The 17013-nt window shown below is 44.0% G+C and carries 17 protein-coding genes; 2 read left to right on the plus strand and 15 right to left on the minus strand.

Annotation, left to right across the window (positions count from 1 at the left end; genetic code table 11):
* Positions 1 to 21: 21 nt before the first annotated feature.
* The 8 genes from aguA to dnaG all read right to left on the minus strand — a co-directional run bounded on the left by aguA (position 22) and on the right by dnaG (position 10201).
* Positions 22 to 1125: an agmatine deiminase gene (gene aguA, locus K5Q34_RS01940; protein WP_074390976.1), complete on the minus strand. Its 1104-nt coding sequence runs from the start codon at positions 1123 to 1125 to the stop codon at positions 22 to 24.
* Positions 1122 to 2249 (minus strand): carboxynorspermidine decarboxylase, encoded by a 1128-nt coding sequence (nspC, locus tag K5Q34_RS01945; protein ID WP_221864411.1) that lies wholly within the window; start codon positions 2247 to 2249, stop codon positions 1122 to 1124. Before nspC ends, aguA begins: the two co-directional genes overlap by 4 nt.
* Positions 2250 to 3509, minus strand: a complete 1260-nt coding sequence (locus tag K5Q34_RS01950; RefSeq protein ID WP_221864412.1) for a saccharopine dehydrogenase family protein — start codon at positions 3507 to 3509, stop codon at positions 2250 to 2252.
* Positions 3509 to 4366, minus strand: a complete 858-nt coding sequence (gene speE, locus K5Q34_RS01955) for a polyamine aminopropyltransferase (protein WP_208547395.1) — start codon at positions 4364 to 4366, stop codon at positions 3509 to 3511. The genes K5Q34_RS01950 and speE overlap by 1 nt, the downstream gene beginning before the upstream one ends.
* Before the next feature lie 2 nt (positions 4367 to 4368).
* The gene (locus K5Q34_RS01960) at positions 4369 to 5817 is read right to left on the minus strand and encodes an aminotransferase class I/II-fold pyridoxal phosphate-dependent enzyme (RefSeq protein ID WP_221864413.1); all 1449 of its coding nucleotides are present in this window, start codon (positions 5815 to 5817) and stop codon (positions 4369 to 4371) included.
* A gap of 518 nt (positions 5818 to 6335) precedes the next feature.
* A complete protein-coding gene (locus K5Q34_RS01965; RefSeq protein WP_002935553.1) occupies positions 6336 to 6659 on the minus strand; it encodes a metal-sulfur cluster assembly factor in 324 nt (107 codons plus the stop codon).
* 630 nt (positions 6660 to 7289) lie between these two features.
* The gene (gene rpoD, locus K5Q34_RS01970; RefSeq protein ID WP_002935555.1) at positions 7290 to 8408 is read right to left on the minus strand and encodes an RNA polymerase sigma factor RpoD; all 1119 of its coding nucleotides are present in this window, start codon (positions 8406 to 8408) and stop codon (positions 7290 to 7292) included.
* 2 nt (positions 8409 to 8410) lie between these two features.
* A complete protein-coding gene (gene dnaG / locus K5Q34_RS01975) occupies positions 8411 to 10201 on the minus strand; it encodes a DNA primase (protein WP_105135122.1) in 1791 nt (596 codons plus the stop codon).
* Between the two features lie 181 nt (positions 10202 to 10382).
* Between dnaG and mscL the strand changes: the two genes are divergently transcribed.
* Positions 10383 to 10748 (plus strand): large conductance mechanosensitive channel protein MscL, encoded by a 366-nt coding sequence (gene mscL / locus K5Q34_RS01980; protein ID WP_024410431.1) that lies wholly within the window; start codon positions 10383 to 10385, stop codon positions 10746 to 10748.
* Between the two features lie 73 nt (positions 10749 to 10821).
* On the opposite strand, the gene galE is transcribed toward mscL, so the two are convergent.
* The 7 genes from galE to hemW all read right to left on the minus strand — a co-directional run bounded on the left by galE (position 10822) and on the right by hemW (position 16211).
* On the minus strand, positions 10822 to 11835 hold the full coding sequence (galE, locus tag K5Q34_RS01985; protein ID WP_221864414.1) for a UDP-glucose 4-epimerase GalE: 1014 nt from the start codon (positions 11833 to 11835) through the stop codon (positions 10822 to 10824).
* Between the two features lie 104 nt (positions 11836 to 11939).
* The gene (gene rpsU, locus K5Q34_RS01990; protein ID WP_000048054.1) at positions 11940 to 12116 is read right to left on the minus strand and encodes a 30S ribosomal protein S21; all 177 of its coding nucleotides are present in this window, start codon (positions 12114 to 12116) and stop codon (positions 11940 to 11942) included.
* Positions 12117 to 12213: 97 nt separating this feature from the next.
* A complete protein-coding gene (locus K5Q34_RS01995) occupies positions 12214 to 12843 on the minus strand; it encodes a TIGR01906 family membrane protein (protein WP_015647052.1) in 630 nt (209 codons plus the stop codon).
* Complete coding sequence (locus K5Q34_RS02000) at positions 12833 to 13606, minus strand: TIGR01457 family HAD-type hydrolase (RefSeq protein WP_024406910.1); 774 nt, start codon at positions 13604 to 13606, stop codon at positions 12833 to 12835. The genes K5Q34_RS01995 and K5Q34_RS02000 overlap by 11 nt, the downstream gene beginning before the upstream one ends.
* Positions 13607 to 13615: 9 nt before the next feature.
* A complete protein-coding gene (locus K5Q34_RS02005) occupies positions 13616 to 14233 on the minus strand; it encodes an NUDIX hydrolase (protein ID WP_221864415.1) in 618 nt (205 codons plus the stop codon).
* A complete protein-coding gene (locus K5Q34_RS02010; RefSeq protein WP_221864416.1) occupies positions 14220 to 14960 on the minus strand; it encodes an acyl-ACP thioesterase domain-containing protein in 741 nt (246 codons plus the stop codon). The genes K5Q34_RS02005 and K5Q34_RS02010 overlap by 14 nt, the downstream gene beginning before the upstream one ends.
* A gap of 123 nt (positions 14961 to 15083) precedes the next feature.
* Positions 15084 to 16211, minus strand: a complete 1128-nt coding sequence (gene hemW / locus K5Q34_RS02015) for a radical SAM family heme chaperone HemW (RefSeq protein WP_221864417.1) — start codon at positions 16209 to 16211, stop codon at positions 15084 to 15086.
* 181 nt (positions 16212 to 16392) lie between these two features.
* Here hemW and K5Q34_RS11705 point away from each other — a divergent pair, with 181 nt between their 5' ends.
* Positions 16393 to 16956, plus strand: coding sequence for a VanZ family protein (locus K5Q34_RS11705; RefSeq protein ID WP_243899998.1), 564 nt, complete (start codon positions 16393 to 16395; stop codon positions 16954 to 16956).
* Positions 16957 to 17013: the final 57 nt, after the last annotated feature.

Below are 17013 nucleotides of genomic sequence, written 5' to 3' on the forward strand. Positions count from 1 at the left end.
CCAAACCGACTTGACGCTATATCAGGGACATTTAGCCCCATAAAGGGGAATTTGCTGGGTGATACAGTGTATATTCCCACCTCCAAGTAGGATGTCGCGGGCTGGTATGCCGACGACTTTTCTGGTTGGAAAAAGCTGCGCTAGGAGATGCAGTGCCACCGCATCATGCTCGTCATCAAACTGGGGCACCAGAACCGCACCGTTGCTGACGTAAAAATTCACATAGGAAGCCGCCAAGCGTTCTCCAACAGTTCTTTCTTCCTCCCCCGCTTCATAGACATAGCCTGGCAAATCCTCCTCTGTTATTAGAATAGGATGTTTGGGAATAGGCAGTTTGTGAATGGTTAACTTTCTGCCTTTGGCATCTACTTGCTCTTCCAAGTAGTCCAAATCAGCCTTGGACATGGCATATTGAGGGTCTGCCTCATCATCCGTCCAAGCTAAAACGATCTCAGCTGGGCCGACAAAGGTCGCAACATTGTCCACGTGTTCATTGGTTTCATCATTGAAAATTCCGTATGGAAGCCAGAGGACCTTTTCAGCTCCGAGAGTATCTAGAAGCACTTGCTCAATCTGGTCCTTGGTTAAATGGGGATTGCGGCCTGGGCTGAGCAAACAGGATTCGGTCACCAAGATGGTTCCTTCACCGTCACTGTGAATGGCTCCTCCTTCTAGGACAAAGGGATGGGTATCATGAACTGGCAGACCGATGGCCTGACTAAATCGACTAGCCACCTGATCATCTGCCTCATAGTCCTGATAAAGACCATCATAGCTTCCACCCCAAGCGTTAAAAGCCCAATCGACAGATAAAGCTCTGCCATTTTCATGAACCAAGACCGTCGGACCTGTATCACGCGCCCAAGCGTCGTTGGTGGGGATGTCCAGGTAGGCAATGCCAGCCCCCAGCATGGATTGAGCCTCCTCACGGTGTGCCTCATCGACCAAGAGATAGACCTGCTCGCTTTCAGCAATGGTTTTAATGACCTGGCTGAAGGCTTTTTTTGCCCCCTGACCATCAAAGGGCCAGGAACCAGGACGGGTCGGCCACACCATTAGTGTCCCGTGATGGGGCTCATACTCAGCAGGCATGCGGTAGCCAGCCGCTTTTGGACTTTCTATCATGACAACCTCCCCTTGAAATCTTCATAGCCAAAGCTTTTGATAATTCGGCAGTCACCAGTCTTGTCCATCAAGACCAAACTTGGCAGACCGATGCCGTTGAAGGTATTGTTTTTAACAAAAGAATAGATGGCCATATCTTCAAAATAGAGTTTGTCACCAATCTCCACAGGCTTTTCAAAGGAATAATCGCCGATAATGTCGCCCGTCAGGCAGGTATTGGAAGACAGCCTGTAAGTATTGGCCTTCTCCCCTGCCTCAAAGCCATTTCTCAGAGGTGGGTGATAGGGCATTTCCAGGACATCTGGCATGTGACAGGTAGCCGAAGCATCCAGCACTAGGGTTTCAATGCCATTCTCCACAATATCCAAGACCTCTGTCACCAGATAGCCCGCATTGAGGGCGATGGCCTCACCGGGCTCGATGTAGACTTCCAGCCCATATTTTTCCTGCATCTGCTGGATTGAAGAAATCAGCAATTCCAGATCATAATCTTCTCTGGTCACATGGTGGCCGCCCCCCATATTGAGCCACTTGATGCGGTGGAGGTAAGGGCCGAACTTGGCCTCGACAGCCTCCAAGGTGGTTTTCAAATCATCCGAATTTTGCTCGCAGAGGGTATGAAAATGCAGGCCATCCACCAAGTCCAGCAGGTCTTCTGAAAACTGGTCAATACGAACACCGAAACGAGAACCCGCTGCGCAGGGATCATAGAGGGCATGGTCACCTTGGGTGGAACATTCCGGATTGATTCGCAGGCCTACACTGACTCCAGCTGCTCGGCATTTGTCCACATGCTTGCGCAACTGGCGCTCAGAATTAAAGACGATATGGTCTGCAATTTCCAAAATCTCCTCCAAATCCGCATCCTTAAAGGCTGGAGCAAAAACATGGACTTCGCCCCCAAACTCCTCACGACCCAGCTTGGCTTCGTAGAGACCTGATGCGGTGGTTCCAGCCAGATACTGACTGATCAGGGGGTAAGTGGCATACATGGAAAAGGCTTTTTGGGCCAAGAGGACCTTACAGCCTGTGCGGTCTTGGACAGACTTGAGAATTTCTAAATTATTGACCAGCTTAGCTTCGTTAATGACATAGGCTGGGGTTGGGACTTGATCGATTCTCATCTAGTCCACCAAAACAGGATTTTCTACTACTTGCCAAGGCAATCCATATTGGTTAAGCAAGTCCATAAATGGATCTGGATCCAATTCTTCCAAGTTGTAAACACCTGGTTTTTTCCAAGTTCCGTCCATGATAAGCTTGGTTCCAATCATGGCTGGCACGCCAGTTGTGTAGGAAATAGCCTGGGAACCGACCTCTTTATAGCACTCTTGGTGGTCACAAACGTTGTAGATGTAGATAGTCTTCTCAACACCGTCCTTGATACCTGTAAAAATACAGCCGATGTTAGTTTTGCCGACGGTACGAGGACCAAGGCTGGCTGGATCAGGCAAGAGAGCTTTGAGGAATTGGATTGGCACCACTTCTTGACCATTGAAATTGATTGGATCTGTTCGCAAGAGTCCAACATTTTCCAAGCATTTCATGTGAGTCAAGTAGGATTGACCAAAAGTCATAAAGAAGCGAATGCGTTTGACACCTGGAATGTTTTTAGCCAGCGATTCGATTTCTTCGTGGTGGAGAAGATACATGTCTTTCTGACCCACTTCTGGGAATTCATATTCTCGCTTGATAGACATGGCTTCAACTTCTACCCATTTGCCATTTTCCCAGTAGGAGCCTGGGGCAGAAACCTCACGTAGGTTGATTTCAGGGTTAAAGTTGGTCGCAAATGGATAGCCGTGGTCTCCACCGTTACAGTCTAGGATGTCGATATAGTGGATTTCATCGAAATAGTGTTTCAATGCGTAAGCTGAGAAAACGCTGGTTACACCTGGATCAAATCCGGATCCCAAAAGTGCTGTCAGCCCTGCTTTTTCAAAACGCTCCTTATAAGCCCACTGCCATGAATAGTCAAAGTAAGCCGTAAACCCTTCTTCTTCACAACGTTTTTCGTAAATTGCACGCCATTCTGGATCCTCGGTATCCTCACACTCGTAGTTGGCCGTGTCAATATAGTCCACGCCCGTCGCCAAGCAGGCATCCATGATGGTCAAGTCTTGGTAAGGCAGGGCAACGTTCAAGACAGCTTTTGGCTGGTAGCTTTCAATCAAGGCAGTCACTTCTTCTACCTTGTCCGCATCCACTTGGGCAGTTTCAATTTTTACGGAAGTTTTTCCTTCTAAGGCAGCCTTCAAATCATCACATTTGGACTTGGTACGGCTGGCAATCATGACTTCCTTGAATGTATCTTCTGCCTGGCAAACCTTGCTGATGGCAACTTGGGCAACTCCGCCACAACCAATAACTAACAAACGACTCATTATTTTTTCTCCTCTTCTTCTAAAATATCTTCCACATATCGAGGCAAGAGAAATGCTCCGACGTGGAGGTTAGCGGTATAGTATTCTGTGAAAAGCTGGCGCGCCTTCCATTTTTCCTTGTCAAAATCTTCAATGGGATGGTATTTTTTAGAGGCAAAGCCAAACAACCAATAACCCGCCGCAGATGTCGGAATATGGGCCTGATAAACACGGCTGATAGGGAAGGATTGGGTCGCCTTCCGGTGCATGGAACGAAAGGCAGACTCATCTTCGTCATAAAATGGCGAACCATGTTGGTAAACCATGATGCCATCTTCTTTCAAAGCCCTGTATGCATTACCATAAAATTCCTTGGTAAAGAGCCCTTCCGTGTGTCCAAATGGATCTGTCGCATCATTGATGATGATGTCATACTCATTTTCACAGTTGCGCAAGAAACGCAGACCATCTTGTAAATAAACCTCGACCCGCTCATCTTCCAAGCCAGAGGCATAGTCTGGGAAATACTGACGACACACTTCAACCAGCAACTCATCTGGCTCTACTACATCAATACGTTCGATTTCAGGATACATACTGAGAACTTGGGCAACCCCACCATCTCCTCCACCCAAAATCAATATTTTCTTAGGATTTGGATGAACGGCCATTGGTACATGAACGGCCATCTCATTGTAGACAAAATCATCTGCATCTGAGAATAAAACACGACCATTAAGGGTCAAAATCTTTCCAAAGGCTGGCGAGTCCAATACCGCAATGTCCTGAAATTCACTCTTGCCTGCATAGAGCTGCTGGCTGGTCCGAATGGATAACTTGACATCTGGCGTTTGGACTTCTGAAAACCACATTTCCATCTTTAGCCCTCCTTAATGACATTGATAAAATTAACATCTGGATCTTCCGTACCTTGGACAGAGCAACCGCGCTCCTTGGCAAAGATGATGTAGTCAACAATTTCCTGGGTCACTCGTTCTCCAGGAGCCAAAAGAGGAATGCCTGGCGGATAGCACATTACAAATTCCCCGCAGACTTGACCAACTGCTTCTTGCAGGGAACGGCTTTCCCGCTCAGCATAAAAGGCCTCCTGCGGTGACAAAACCAGCTGCGGCTGGATGTATTCTCCTGAGATCAGGTCCGAACCATCTCGTGAATAGAGTCGCTTAATGTCAGCCAGAGCCCCCACCAGCCGCTCAATGTCCTGCAAGCGGTCACCGATTGAAATATAAGCCAAGATATTGCCAATGTCGCCAAATTCAATCTGGATGTCGTACTCATCCCGCAATAAATCATAGACTTCAATCCCTGTCAGACCAATGCCCTGCGTATAGATGGAGAGCTTGGTTACATCAAAATCATGCACCGTTTTACCATCAATCAATTCTTTAGAATAGGCATAGTAGCCACCGATGGCATTGATTTCACGACGAGCATACTCAGACATTTCAATGACTTTTTCAAAAGACTCTTTCCCACGAAGGGCCAGATTTCTCCGTGAAATATCCAAACTAGCCAGCAAAAGATAGGAAGCGGATGTTGACTGGGTCAGATTGATAATCTGGCGGACATACTCCACATTCATATCTGGACCGACCAATAAAAGCGAGCTCTGGGTCAGACTACCACCTGACTTATGCATGGAAACAGCTGCCATATCAGCCCCCACATCCATAGCCGCCTCTGGCAATTTGTCCGAAAAATGCAAATGCGCACCATGAGCCTCATCGACCAAAACTTTCATGCCCGCTGCGTGAGCTTTCTCAGTCAAGGTCCGCAGGTCCGAGCAAATACCATAGTAGGTCGGATTGTTAATCAAGACAGCAACAGCATCAGGATGCTCAGAAATCGCCCGTTCAAAAGCTTCATTTTCCAAGGCAAGAGCAATGCCAATCCGTGGCTCCACGCTCATATCCACATAGACAGGGATGGCGCCACAGAGGACAAGGGCATTGAGGGCTGACTTATGGACATTTCGGGGAAGGATAATCTTATCGCCCGCCTTACAGGTCGCCAAAATCATGGTCTGCACTGAGGAGGTTGTTCCTCCAACCATGAGAAAGGCATGACTGGCACCAAAGGCTTCTGCCGCCAATTCCTCTGCCTCTCGAATAATGGAGACAGGATGCCCTAGATTATCCAAAGGCTTCATGGAATTGACATCAATCCCCACGCATTTTTCTCCTAACAGTTCGACCAACTCAGGATTTCCGCGCCCTCGTTTGTGTCCTGGGACATCAAAGGGAACAATCCGTTTCCGGCGTAACTGTACCAACCCCTGATAAATAGGGGCTTGGTGTTGATTTTTCATATTGAAAAACTCCTTTGCTTGATGGACTCCTACCCTTTTTTAAACAAGTAAAAAGAGCAGGGTTCATCCTGCTCTACAATCCAAATCGACGTTTTTTATTCTTCTCTTGAGTTTATGTGCCTACCGTTTCCTACTCTCCAGTGCAAATATATACGTACTTTATTGACCGTTTCACAAGATGACGTGTGCTTTCACCACACTAAATTTGATATACGAATTAGGGATGAACCCTAAAATCAACTTATAAAATGTAGGCTTTTAACCCTATCAATAATGTGGCTTACGCCACGCTTCGGCATTCGACCCGCCTGTCCGTAGGCTTTGGTTATGATCAATAGCAGAGCTACTCATCCCATATAGGTCTGATATTTGCTAGAATAGGTATGACTACTTTTCCTAGGCCTGTTTATTGTAACACGGAAATTTCTCTTTGACAAGTATAATTTTTAATATTTTTTACAAAAAATCCAAACATTAATAAAAAAATGGCTTCAAACGTTCGAAACCATTTTGTTTTTTTATTTAATTCCTAATGCAATTCGAGCATAACGACTCATTTTTTGCACGGTCCAAGCTGGTGACCAAACCAGTCTCACATCAACTTCTGTCACTTCAGGAACATCCTTCAGTACATCATGAATTTGATCGGTAATTAGATCAGCTAATGGACAACCCATGGTCGTCAAGGTCATATCAATTTCAGCCTTGCCCTCAATAAATCGGATTTCATAAATTAGCCCTAAATTGATAATATCAATACCTAGCTCAGGGTCAATCACATCTTCAAGAGCATGAAAAATACGCTCCTGAATGTCTTTAATTTGATCTTCTGTGTACGTCATTTTTCTCTCTTTCTTATTCACAAGTTCAATACTAGAAAAGAAACAAACCAAGTTTGTGTCAAAAAGTCCACTGGACTGCGCTCGTTTCCAGTTTGCAGCGAGCTCCAATAGTCTGGGAGACTATTGGAGGTTGGAAATGAAACAAACGAAGTTTGTATCAAATTAGTCCACTGGACGTTACGCTCCCTTTCTCATTTCAAGGGGAGCGGTTAAAAAGATTCCCCGAATCTTGTCCGCTTTCGTGTTTCTAGGCGGACGTTGAGAAAGCCTATCCGTAGGCTTATTCCTCGCTTTCCTATTTCTAGGCTCGGGTTAAAACACCAAAGGTTAGCCTGCTTTCATATTTCTGGGCAGGCTTCAACAGTCTGGGAGACTGTTGAAGGTTGGAGATGAAACAAACCAAGTTTGTGTCAAAAAGTCCACTGGACTGCGCTCCCTTTCTCATTTCAAGGGGAGCGGTTAAAAAGGTTCCCCAAACCTTGTCCGCTTTCGTGTTTCTAGGCGGACGTTGAGAAAGCCTATCCGTAGGCTTATTCCTCCCTTTCCTATTTCTAGGATCGGGTTAAAACACCAAAGGTTAGCCTGCTTTCATATTTCTGGGCAGGCGTTAAAAACGTCCACTGGACGTTTTTAATCCTCAATAAAGTCTCTGAGTGGTTTGCTGCGGGATGGGTGGCGGAGTTTGCGAAGGGCTTTGGCTTCGATTTGGCGGATGCGTTCACGGGTTACGTTAAAGACTTTACCAACATCTTCAAGCGTGCGCATTTTACCATCATCTAAACCAAAACGAAGACGCAATACGTTTTCCTCACGGTCAGTAAGAGTATCCAATACCTCATCTAACTGTTCACGAAGAACGACACGAGTTGTGTAATCAACTGGATTTTCAATGACTTCGTCTTCAATAAAATCTCCAAGATGACTATCATCTTCTTCACCAATTGGAGTCTCGAGTGAAACAGGCTCTTGTGCAATCTTGAGGATTTCACGAACTTTCTCAGGCGTCATATCCATACGCTCAGCAATTTGCTCAGGCGTTGGGTCCTGACCCAATTCCTGCAAGAGATTGCGTTGTTCACGGACCAATTTGTTAATAGTTTCTACCATGTGAACAGGAATACGGATTGTACGCGCTTGATCCGCAATGGCACGAGTGATAGCCTGACGAATCCACCAGGTTGCATAGGTTGAAAACTTGAATCCTTTAGAGTAGTCGAACTTGTCAACAGCCTTCATCAAGCCCATGTTTCCTTCTTGAATCAAGTCAAGGAACTGCATACCACGCCCTACATAACGCTTAGCAATGGAAACAACCAAACGCAAGTTGGCTTCAGCCAAACGTTGCTTGGCTTCTGGGTCACCTGCTTCAACCGCCAATGCCAATTCTTGCTCTTCCTCGTTGGTCAAAAGAGGTACAACACCAATTTCTTTCAAATACATGCGAACTGGGTCGTTTACTTTTGCAGAAGTGCTTCCGAGCAATTCTTCATCAGATAATTCTGGTTCTTCCTCTACCTGCATAGCACGAGCAGAAGGGTTCCCTTCTTTATCGACAATCGAAATCCCTGCGTCCTGAATACGTTGGAGCAAATCATCGATTCCGTCAGCATCAAGCGTAAATGGAATAACCAGTTGGTCATTGATTTCATCGTCTGTAGCTGAACCTTGTTTTTTATGGTTACGGATAAATTCGGCAACTTGTACATCAAAAGTAGTTACTTCTGTTTTTTTATCTTTTTTATTTGTCATATTTACTCCATTTGTCTTCTTCTATCGAGGAGTTTTTGCAACTCATCGAGGGCAATATCTGCATTTCCCACATGGGAATGTTCACGGATTTTCCGTGCTAGGTGCTGGTTCTCCTTCTTTAACAATTCCTTGTCTCGCCGAATTTCTAATTCTTCGATTTCGTGTGGAGACACTTCATTAGGTAAACGTTCTTCCTGCATACGATACCAAGCCTGTTGAGCGGAATCGTTCAACTGTGATAGTTCAAAACTGGTAATTTCCCCAGATTTTTTTAACATATCATAAATAGCTTGCAATTCTGGCGTCGCAAAATAAAAATCTTCTCGTAAACGGAACTCATTGAGAATATAAGGATGTTCAACCATCCGATAAAGTAAATGGTTTTCTGTTCGAATAAGACTCGTTATACGAGCAATCGTTTGGACTGGTGGCAAATAAGACTGACCAGTCTGTGATTGAAATACCTGTTGTGTTCTCTCCTGGCGCTGGTTCAGACGAACAGCATTTACTGCCTGTTCCACCTGATTATAATCAAAGTCAGAAAGTAAATCCGCCACCTTATAAATATAAGAATTTTGAGCTGTAATGGATGATACTTTGGCAATAATTGGTGCAATCTTATCTACAAACTCAATCTGCATTTGTAGATTGTCAGGATTTTCAGGTTTCAAGTATTGAATCAAAAACTCTACATCGCTGATTCGTGACTTGGTTAAAACCTGTTGCAAGGCTTCTTCCGAATTTTTCTGCAAAAATTCATCTGGGTCCATATTATCTGGCAAACTCACGATTTCAACCTGAAAATCTTGTAGTTCGTCCAGCGCCTTCATGGTAGCTGCCTGTCCAGCCTTATCCCCATCATAAGTCAGAACAATTTTCTTACAAAACTTAGCTAGGTGTGCAACATGCTCTCTTGTCAAAGCTGTTCCCATGGAAGCCACTGCATTATCAATCCCTACACGATGAGCAGCAATAACATCTAGAAAACCTTCCATGAGATAGGCTTCACGTTGCTTCTTAATAACCGCTTTAGCCTTGTCTAAATGATACAATTCATAGCTTTTATTGAAAATCGCAGTACTACGAGAGTTTTTATACTTAGCTAATTGTTTATTGTTTCGATCTTCTTCGGTCCAAATCCGACCTGAAAAAGCTACAATTCGACCATATTCATCCGCCAAGGGGAAAATAATCCTCGCTTGAAAGGCGTCATAAATAATATTATTCTCACTTGGATTGAACAAACCCGAATTCAATAGACTTTCTTCGTCATATTGACCAGATAGTTTTTGGTAAAGAATATTCTGTTCGGCCGGAGCTAAGCCTAGCTGGAAGGTTTTTATGACATCATCTGTCAAGCCACGTTGGTGTAGATAAGCTCTAGCTTCCTCACCCATTTTGGTTGTCATCAAAAGGGCATGATAAAACTTTGCGGCATCCCGATGAATATCATACAGGACCTGATGCGGACTAATCCTTTTCTCCTCTTGATGATAGGAAGGAGTTATATCTACTTGAAACCCTGCCTTCTCAGCTAAGATAGCTGCCGCATCCGCAAAAGAAACACCACGAACTTCTTCGACAAACTTGAATACATCTCCGGACTTACCACATCCAAAACAATGGTAGAACTGCTTATCTTCAATCACATTGAAAGACGGGGTTTTCTCCCCATGAAAAGGGCAAAGACCGACATAATTACGTCCGGCCTTAGTCAAAGCAACCGTTTCACCAATAACGTCAACGATATTGAGAGCTTGTTTTATTTCAGTAATTTTATCCTTTGAAAGCACATTCCCTCCTCATATCATACTAGCTAATTTAAAAAGTGAACACTCTTCCCTTAGTTTAACATACTCTATTGTATACTAAATACGGGAAAATGTAAAATTTCTAAAACAAATTGCTTGTAAAATATTTTTTTATGGGTATAATAGATAAAGTAAAATATTTATGAAAGGACATATTTAGGATATGTTGAAAGATTTAAAAGCATTTTTGTTCCGTGGGAACATTGTTGACCTTGCTGTAGCAGTGGTAATTGGTGGAGCGTTTGGCGCAATTATTAAATCATTTGTTGAAGATATCATCACTCCATTGATTTTAACTCCTGCATTGAAAGCAGCAAACGTTCAAAACATCGCTGAGCTTGCTTGGAACGGTGTTAAGTACGGTAGCTTCTTGAGCGCTGTTATCAACTTCTTGATTATTGGAACTTCAATGTTCTTCGTTGTTAAAGCAGCTGAGAAAGCAATGCCTAAGAAGGTTGAAGAGGAAGCTCCTGCTGGTCCAACTCAAGAAGAATTGCTTGCAGAAATCCGCGATTTGTTGAAAAAATAATATATTAGCAGGCCTAGTGCCTGTTTTTTGTTCATAAAAATAGAAGATGCAGGTACTCTACCCGCATCTTTTCTTATCCTTCGTATCCATTTGGATTTTTCGATTGCCAGTTCCACGTATCTTGACACATGTCTTCAATTGTTTTTTCTGTTTTCCAATTTAACTCTTTCCAAGCCTTGTCTGCGTTGGCGTAACAGGTTGCCACATCACCTGGACGACGGTCAACAAGTTTATAGTGTACTGGAACGCCATTTACCTTTTCAAAGGCTTTGACCAACTCCAATACACTTGTTCCTTGACCTGAACCAAGATTGTAAGTATGTACACCTGTAGTAGTTGAAATTTTTTCAAGCGCCTTAATATGACCAAGTGCCAAATCAATTACATGGATATAATCACGCACTCCAGTACCATCAACTGTATCATAATCGTTACCAAAAACGCTGAGCTCCTCACGTTTACCAACGGCTACCTGTGCAATAAACGGCATCAAATTATTAGGAATACCAGCCGGATCTTCCCCAATCAAGCCAGATTCATGGGCACCAATTGGATTGAAATAACGGAGCAATGCAATACTCCACTCCTTATCTGCTACTTCCACATCACGCAAGATTTGTTCCAACATAACTTTGGTATAGCCGTACGGATTCGTTGCGCTAGTTGGCATAGTTTCAACCAAAGGTGATGGATTATTGAGACCATAAACAGTTGCACTTGAGGAGAAGACAATTTTCTTAACACCAAATTCTGCCATGACTTCTACCAAAGCTAGGGTTGACATGATATTGTTTTCATAGTACATAATTGGCTTAGCCACTGATTCTCCTACTGCCTTAAATGCAGCAAAATGGATCGCTGACTCGATATTTTCTTTCTCGAACACCTGACGCAATCCCCGTTTATCTGCTACGTCTAGCTGATAGAAGGTCGGTCTCTTTCCTGTAATTTCTTCAATACGATCCAATACCTGGATGCTTGCATTAGATAAATCGTCAACAATTACTACTTCTTTACCTAAATTTAACAATTCGACAACCGTATGACTACCAATATAACCTGCACCGCCAGTAACTAAGATACTCATCTCTTTACTCCTTTTCACCTGGACAAAAATTCTATATCCCTATTATATGTTACCTGTTGTAAAAAGTAAACAAAAAACAGCCTTTCGGCCGTTTTCAAATTCAATTAGAATTTTTTACGCTTGCGAGCTGCTTCTGATTTACGTTTACGTTTTACAGATGGTTTTTCGTAGAATTCGCGTTTGCGTGTTTCTTGAAGAGTACCAGCTTTAGTAACCGCACGTTTGAAACGACGAAGAGCATCATCAAGTGATTCGTTCTTGCGTACTACTGTTTTTGACATTTTTTTCACTCCCCTCAATTTCAAAGTCTTTATCATTTTACTATGATTCAACTCATTTGTCAATATTTTTTAATTCTAAAATATGAATTTTACGCTCTTATCCTATCCTATTCTTTTTTCCTGTCCACGCCAGTATTGTCCCAAAGAAGAATTCGTAAAGGACAAAAAATAATACAAAGCAATGCAAGAAAAACTCTTGTGGTAAAATATATATGACAGGATCCTTTGCAGGGTCAAATAGCCATGTAGAATCCCCTGGAAATAGCACCGTATGAAATAATACAAAAAACTGATCAAAGCCAACAAGAACACCTAATAAACCGATTATCATTGGCGTAAGCATGGTCCAGAAAATGACCTTTTTAACCAAGTCTCCATAACCTTTTAGCAGAATGTTTTTTACAAAAAGCACAAAGGCAGGGAGGGTGAGGATAAAAATCCCCTGAGTTAAATGGAATAAATGTTTCACATCCGCAAAATGTTTCAGACCATCAGCTGAGGATGAAAAATTTGGCATGTCTAAAACACTTGCAAATGGATTGGTCAGATAGTTCATCAAGATATTAAAGTTATAGGAAATATCTGCCGCTTTCATGTAGACCACTTTTTCCAACCCCAAAAAAGAAATCTCAAGCGGATAAACTAGCCAAGCTAGGTAGATGGTTCCTAGAACTGCTGCCGACAAGACAAATAAAATCGTTCCGATAATCTGTAACTTAGTTCTCATCAAAACTCCATTCATCTAGGCTGTTGAGGACATGGGTTGGAGCCAAGGGTAAGTCTGCTACTTCTTCTGGCTTGGTAAATCCAGTCAGGACTAAAAGAGTTGAAAATCCATTGTCAATCCCTGCACGAATATCCGTCAGGTAGTTATCTCCCACCATAACCGTTTGGCTGCGTTCTGTGCCTAAAATCTCCAGAGCCTTGTCCATGATAATGGCTTCAGGCTTACCGATAAAGGTCGGCTCTACTCGGGTAGCAGCTTTCAAAAGTGCAATAAGTGAGCCTGCTCCTGGCAAATGACCTCTTTCAGTCGGAATGTTCAAATCAGGATTGGTACCGATAAAGGTCGCTCCCTTTTGAATAGCCAAGGTGGCAATGGTTAGTTTTTCATAGGTCAACTGAGTATCCAAGCCGACAACAACATAGGCTGGATTTTCCGTGTCTTCCACATAGCCTGCCTCAAAAATGGCAGACTTGAGCCCGTCTTCTCCAATGACATAGACTGTCTTTTCCTTGCCCAAATCATTCATATAATCTACCGTCGCCAGACTGGCTGTATAGATTGTTTCAAGCGGTGTCTCAATGTTAAAGTTTTCAGCCAACATAGCCTGCACCATCTCAGGACGGCGGGTGGTATTGTTGGTCACGAATAAATAGGGGATCTGACGTTCTTGCAAGCGATGAATAAAACGTTCACCAGCAGGAATCCGCTTTTTCCCTTCATAAATCGTACCATCCAAATCAATCAAATAACCTGTATATGTCATTTTTCCTCCTTAATCAAATCGTGTTTCCCAATGCTCAGACCGACTAGCTTCCAAGCAAAGTGCTAACTGCTCAGCTGTATTTTTCCCAAGGTAGAGCGGTGGTAAGTCATCTAGACTGAAGAAGCCACTGGCAACTGTTTCCGAATTGGGCTGAAACTCCCCGCCAAGGAGACGACATAGAATGAAGACCTTGGTCACGCGGTGGGCTGACTTGGCAGGATTGTTCCTGTGCTTGTCCAAAATCGCAACGACTCGCAGAGCCTCCACATCCAGCCCCGCTTCTTCCTTTACTTCCTTGACCACATTGTCCTTGACGGACTGGTCCACATCGCACCAACCACCTGGCAAGGACCAGAGCCCATCGTTTTCCTGGACAAGTAGGATTTTATCCTCTTGAAAAATAGCTGCGCGGGTATCCAACTTAGGTGTCTGATAGCCCGTTTCATTGCAAAACAAGTCTTTCACCACTTCCAAGGACTGTCCAGATGGCTCTACCAACATTTCCGCCGCAATCTGTCTGATTTCTTCGAAACGCTCCATGTCATAAATATCTTTTCCATAGGCCAAGCCTGTCTGAGCCAAGGCTTGTAGGCGAATAGCCCATTCCAACCACTTATCCTGCGCCATGACTTTCCCTCCATTCTATGACAGCTTGCGCATGGATATGCCCCTCTACCACAATCTCATGCTGGCTGACACCAGCTTCTGCCACCATACGTGAACTTACCAAGCTAGTCGCCTCTACTTCCTTGAGATACTTGAGTTGGATTTTTTTAGGGACATGGCAGAGCAGAAAATCATAGCCCAGTGCTTCATACATCCATTCCAAGTACTTGCCATTATTGACATGACCATTCATATCCAAGTCAAAATAGCGAACAGGAAATTCTTGAACAAATGGATTTTCCAAGAGCTGATACTTGGGAGCCCGGGGTAATTTCTTGACCTGCTCAGACTGATAAGGGGCAATCAAATCTTCCGGCACAGGTACCACCTTGCGAGTCTCAAAATCAATCAGGACAAAATAGCAGAGAATGTCCAGCAAAAGATTGCCCGCCTCATCGTAAATATAGAACATCCGATGACAGAAAAACTTGTTGTAAGCAACTGCTTCTGTCTTTATCGTGACGGTTTCATTGTACTTAGGCAGTGCTTGAATAGTTAGCTCATAATCTGTCACCACCCAAATCAAGCCAAATTCCTGAAAAACATAGAGGTCACTGCGCCCCAGTTCTTCCGACTGCCGACCTGACACACCAAGACAGTAGGAAATAAAGTCAGGCAGTTTGATTTCTTGTTTGACATCCACCATATCAAAGGGAACGGTGAACTCTTCTTGGTAGCTTAGTCCCATTGTGTCCTCTTTCTAGTCTTAAAGTATAGTCTTTCAGTTTGTTTTTAGTACTAGGCAACGAGCTGCAGACAGTACTGAAGTACGGCAAAGCGAGTTAACGAAGTAATAAAACAAACTGAATGACTATATGAAACGCTCTGCAACTGTATCGCCCAGAAACAATCCCTTTTTCGTCATCCGAAGCCAACGGTCTTCTTCTTGCAAAAGACCTTCATTTTTCAAGTCCCTGACCACCTGACCGTAGCGGTCTTCAAAGGAAATGCCAAACTTTTCCTCGAATCGCTCAATGGACACGCCAGTTTTTTTCCGTAGGCCCAGAAACATCTCCTCTTCCATTTGCTCGGTCTGGCTGAGGAATTCTTCGTGCAGGCGGGAATGGCCTTTTTCAAGGATAGACTTGAGGTAGTGCTGAATGGGGCCGCGGTTGCGGTACCGCATGCCGTCGATGTAGCCTGAGGCCCCTGCTCCTAGGCCGTAATACTCGGAGTTGTCCCAGTACATAAGGTTGTGGCGGCTTTCAAAACCAGGCTTGGTGAAGTTGGAGATTTCGTAGTGCTCGAAGCCGTTTTTCTCCAGCTCTTGTAGGATGTAGTCGAACATATCGGATTCCACATCTTCGTTGGGCAGATGCAGGTTGCCACGGCGTTGGCGGTTCATGAAGACCGTGTGGTTCTCCAAAATCAAGCTATAGAGGCTCATGTGGGGAATGTCCAGCTCCAAGGCCTTGGCGACATTGTCCACCACCTGCTCCATGGTCTGACCAGGCAGGGCATAAATCAGGTCAATGGAAATATTGTGAAAACCCGCTTCCTTGAGGGCTGCAATGGTTTCATAAATCTGGGCCTGGTTGTGGCTGCGACCGATTTTTTTCAGCATACGGTCATCAAAGGTCTGAACACCCAACGACACCCGATTGCACTTGGACTTTTTCAGAACCGCAATCTTGTCTGCCGTCAAGTCACCTGGATTGGCCTCAATGGTGAATTCTTCCAGTTGTGACAAGTCCAGCAGGTCCTCCAGATTGGTCAGGAGATAATCTAGCTGGTCTGCCGAGAGAGCCGATGGTGTTCCGCCTCCGATATAAAGCGTGCGGAGGGCTGGCAGGTCGTAAAACTTGACCTCTTCCATGAGGGCTGCCAAATACTCGTCAACAGGCTGGTTCTTAATAAAGACCTTAGAAAAGTCACAGTAGTAACAAATCTGGGTGCAAAATGGAATGTGGATATAGGCAGATGTCGGTCGTTTTTTCATAAGAACTATTATAGCACACTGTCTATAAAAATATTTTTTACAGCCATCACTTCCCCCTCAAAACAATGATATAATATAGTAAACTTACAAAATCTACAAAAGGGATTAAGTCATGAATAAAGAACGATTCTATGATGTCATCAACGCTATCTTATCATTCTTATTCTGCCGCTAGCTCTTTATGACCTTTCTTTTTTACCAGTTCTCGACCATTTTTATGACGGTTGATTTTTTACCTAGTCTTACAGCAATACTATTGATGACTGGGGTTTGCTTTACTCTCTTTCGACTGGTCTATCAGCCAGGCATTTCCCGACTGACGCTTTGGTTTTTCTACACTTGCTACGGGCTTCTACTAGTCTACCTCCTCTTTTTCAAAAGCATGGGCGTCAGAGGTGTCAACTGGAATCTCCTTAGCACCTTATCTCAAGACCTATTTCTCAATCCTACTATCTTGGTTTTTAACCTCTTACTCTTTTTGCCCCTTGGATTGCTGTTTTCGTTTTCTTGGAAAAAACTTTCTCTCTTTGTGGGTGCTATTTTACTGGTTGAAGCTTGTCAATTCTTCTTTTCACTGGGCTTCTTCGACCTTGGCGACATCTTGCTCAACACCTCTGGTTTTGCCCTCGGAAACCTCTTGGGACAATCCGCAATCGCCCACTCTTTAAAAAATAGAATCATGACCACCCGTCAAACGGGTGGTTTGAACAAGGGCTGTAAGCCCACATCACCAGCCAGCGCCTAAAGACGCTGGCTTTCACTTTGTTCAAGCCTCACTGCTTTTGACTCGTCACTAGCCTCT

The organism is Streptococcus sp. 2018110, assembly GCF_019754115.1.
In the GTDB taxonomy this organism is placed as follows: domain Bacteria; phylum Bacillota; class Bacilli; order Lactobacillales; family Streptococcaceae; genus Streptococcus; species Streptococcus hashimotonensis.

What these genes read in the sequence shown, in the direction of transcription:
- aguA (WP_074390976.1), bottom strand. Translation starts at nt 1,125, where the DNA reads ATGATAGAAAGTCCAAAAGCGGCTGGCTACCGCATGCCTGCTGAGTAT.
- nspC (WP_221864411.1), bottom strand. Translation starts at nt 2,249, where the DNA reads ATGAGAATCGATCAAGTCCCAACCCCAGCCTATGTCATTAACGAAGCT.
- K5Q34_RS01950 (WP_221864412.1), bottom strand. Translation starts at nt 3,509, where the DNA reads ATGAGTCGTTTGTTAGTTATTGGTTGTGGCGGAGTTGCCCAAGTTGCC.
- speE (WP_208547395.1), bottom strand. Translation starts at nt 4,366, where the DNA reads ATGGAAATGTGGTTTTCAGAAGTCCAAACGCCAGATGTCAAGTTATCC.
- K5Q34_RS01960 (WP_221864413.1), bottom strand. Translation starts at nt 5,817, where the DNA reads ATGAAAAATCAACACCAAGCCCCTATTTATCAGGGGTTGGTACAGTTA.
- K5Q34_RS01965 (WP_002935553.1), bottom strand. Translation starts at nt 6,659, where the DNA reads ATGACGTACACAGAAGATCAAATTAAAGACATTCAGGAGCGTATTTTT.
- rpoD (WP_002935555.1), bottom strand. Translation starts at nt 8,408, where the DNA reads ATGACAAATAAAAAAGATAAAAAAACAGAAGTAACTACTTTTGATGTA.
- mscL (WP_024410431.1), top strand. Translation starts at nt 10,383, where the DNA reads ATGTTGAAAGATTTAAAAGCATTTTTGTTCCGTGGGAACATTGTTGAC.
- galE (WP_221864414.1), bottom strand. Translation starts at nt 11,835, where the DNA reads ATGAGTATCTTAGTTACTGGCGGTGCAGGTTATATTGGTAGTCATACG.
- rpsU (WP_000048054.1), bottom strand. Translation starts at nt 12,116, where the DNA reads ATGTCAAAAACAGTAGTACGCAAGAACGAATCACTTGATGATGCTCTT.
- K5Q34_RS01995 (WP_015647052.1), bottom strand. Translation starts at nt 12,843, where the DNA reads ATGAGAACTAAGTTACAGATTATCGGAACGATTTTATTTGTCTTGTCG.
- K5Q34_RS02000 (WP_024406910.1), bottom strand. Translation starts at nt 13,606, where the DNA reads ATGACATATACAGGTTATTTGATTGATTTGGATGGTACGATTTATGAA.
- K5Q34_RS02005 (WP_221864415.1), bottom strand. Translation starts at nt 14,233, where the DNA reads ATGGCGCAGGATAAGTGGTTGGAATGGGCTATTCGCCTACAAGCCTTG.
- K5Q34_RS02010 (WP_221864416.1), bottom strand. Translation starts at nt 14,960, where the DNA reads ATGGGACTAAGCTACCAAGAAGAGTTCACCGTTCCCTTTGATATGGTG.
- hemW (WP_221864417.1), bottom strand. Translation starts at nt 16,211, where the DNA reads ATGAAAAAACGACCGACATCTGCCTATATCCACATTCCATTTTGCACC.
- K5Q34_RS11705 (WP_243899998.1), top strand. Translation starts at nt 16,393, where the DNA reads ATGACCTTTCTTTTTTACCAGTTCTCGACCATTTTTATGACGGTTGAT.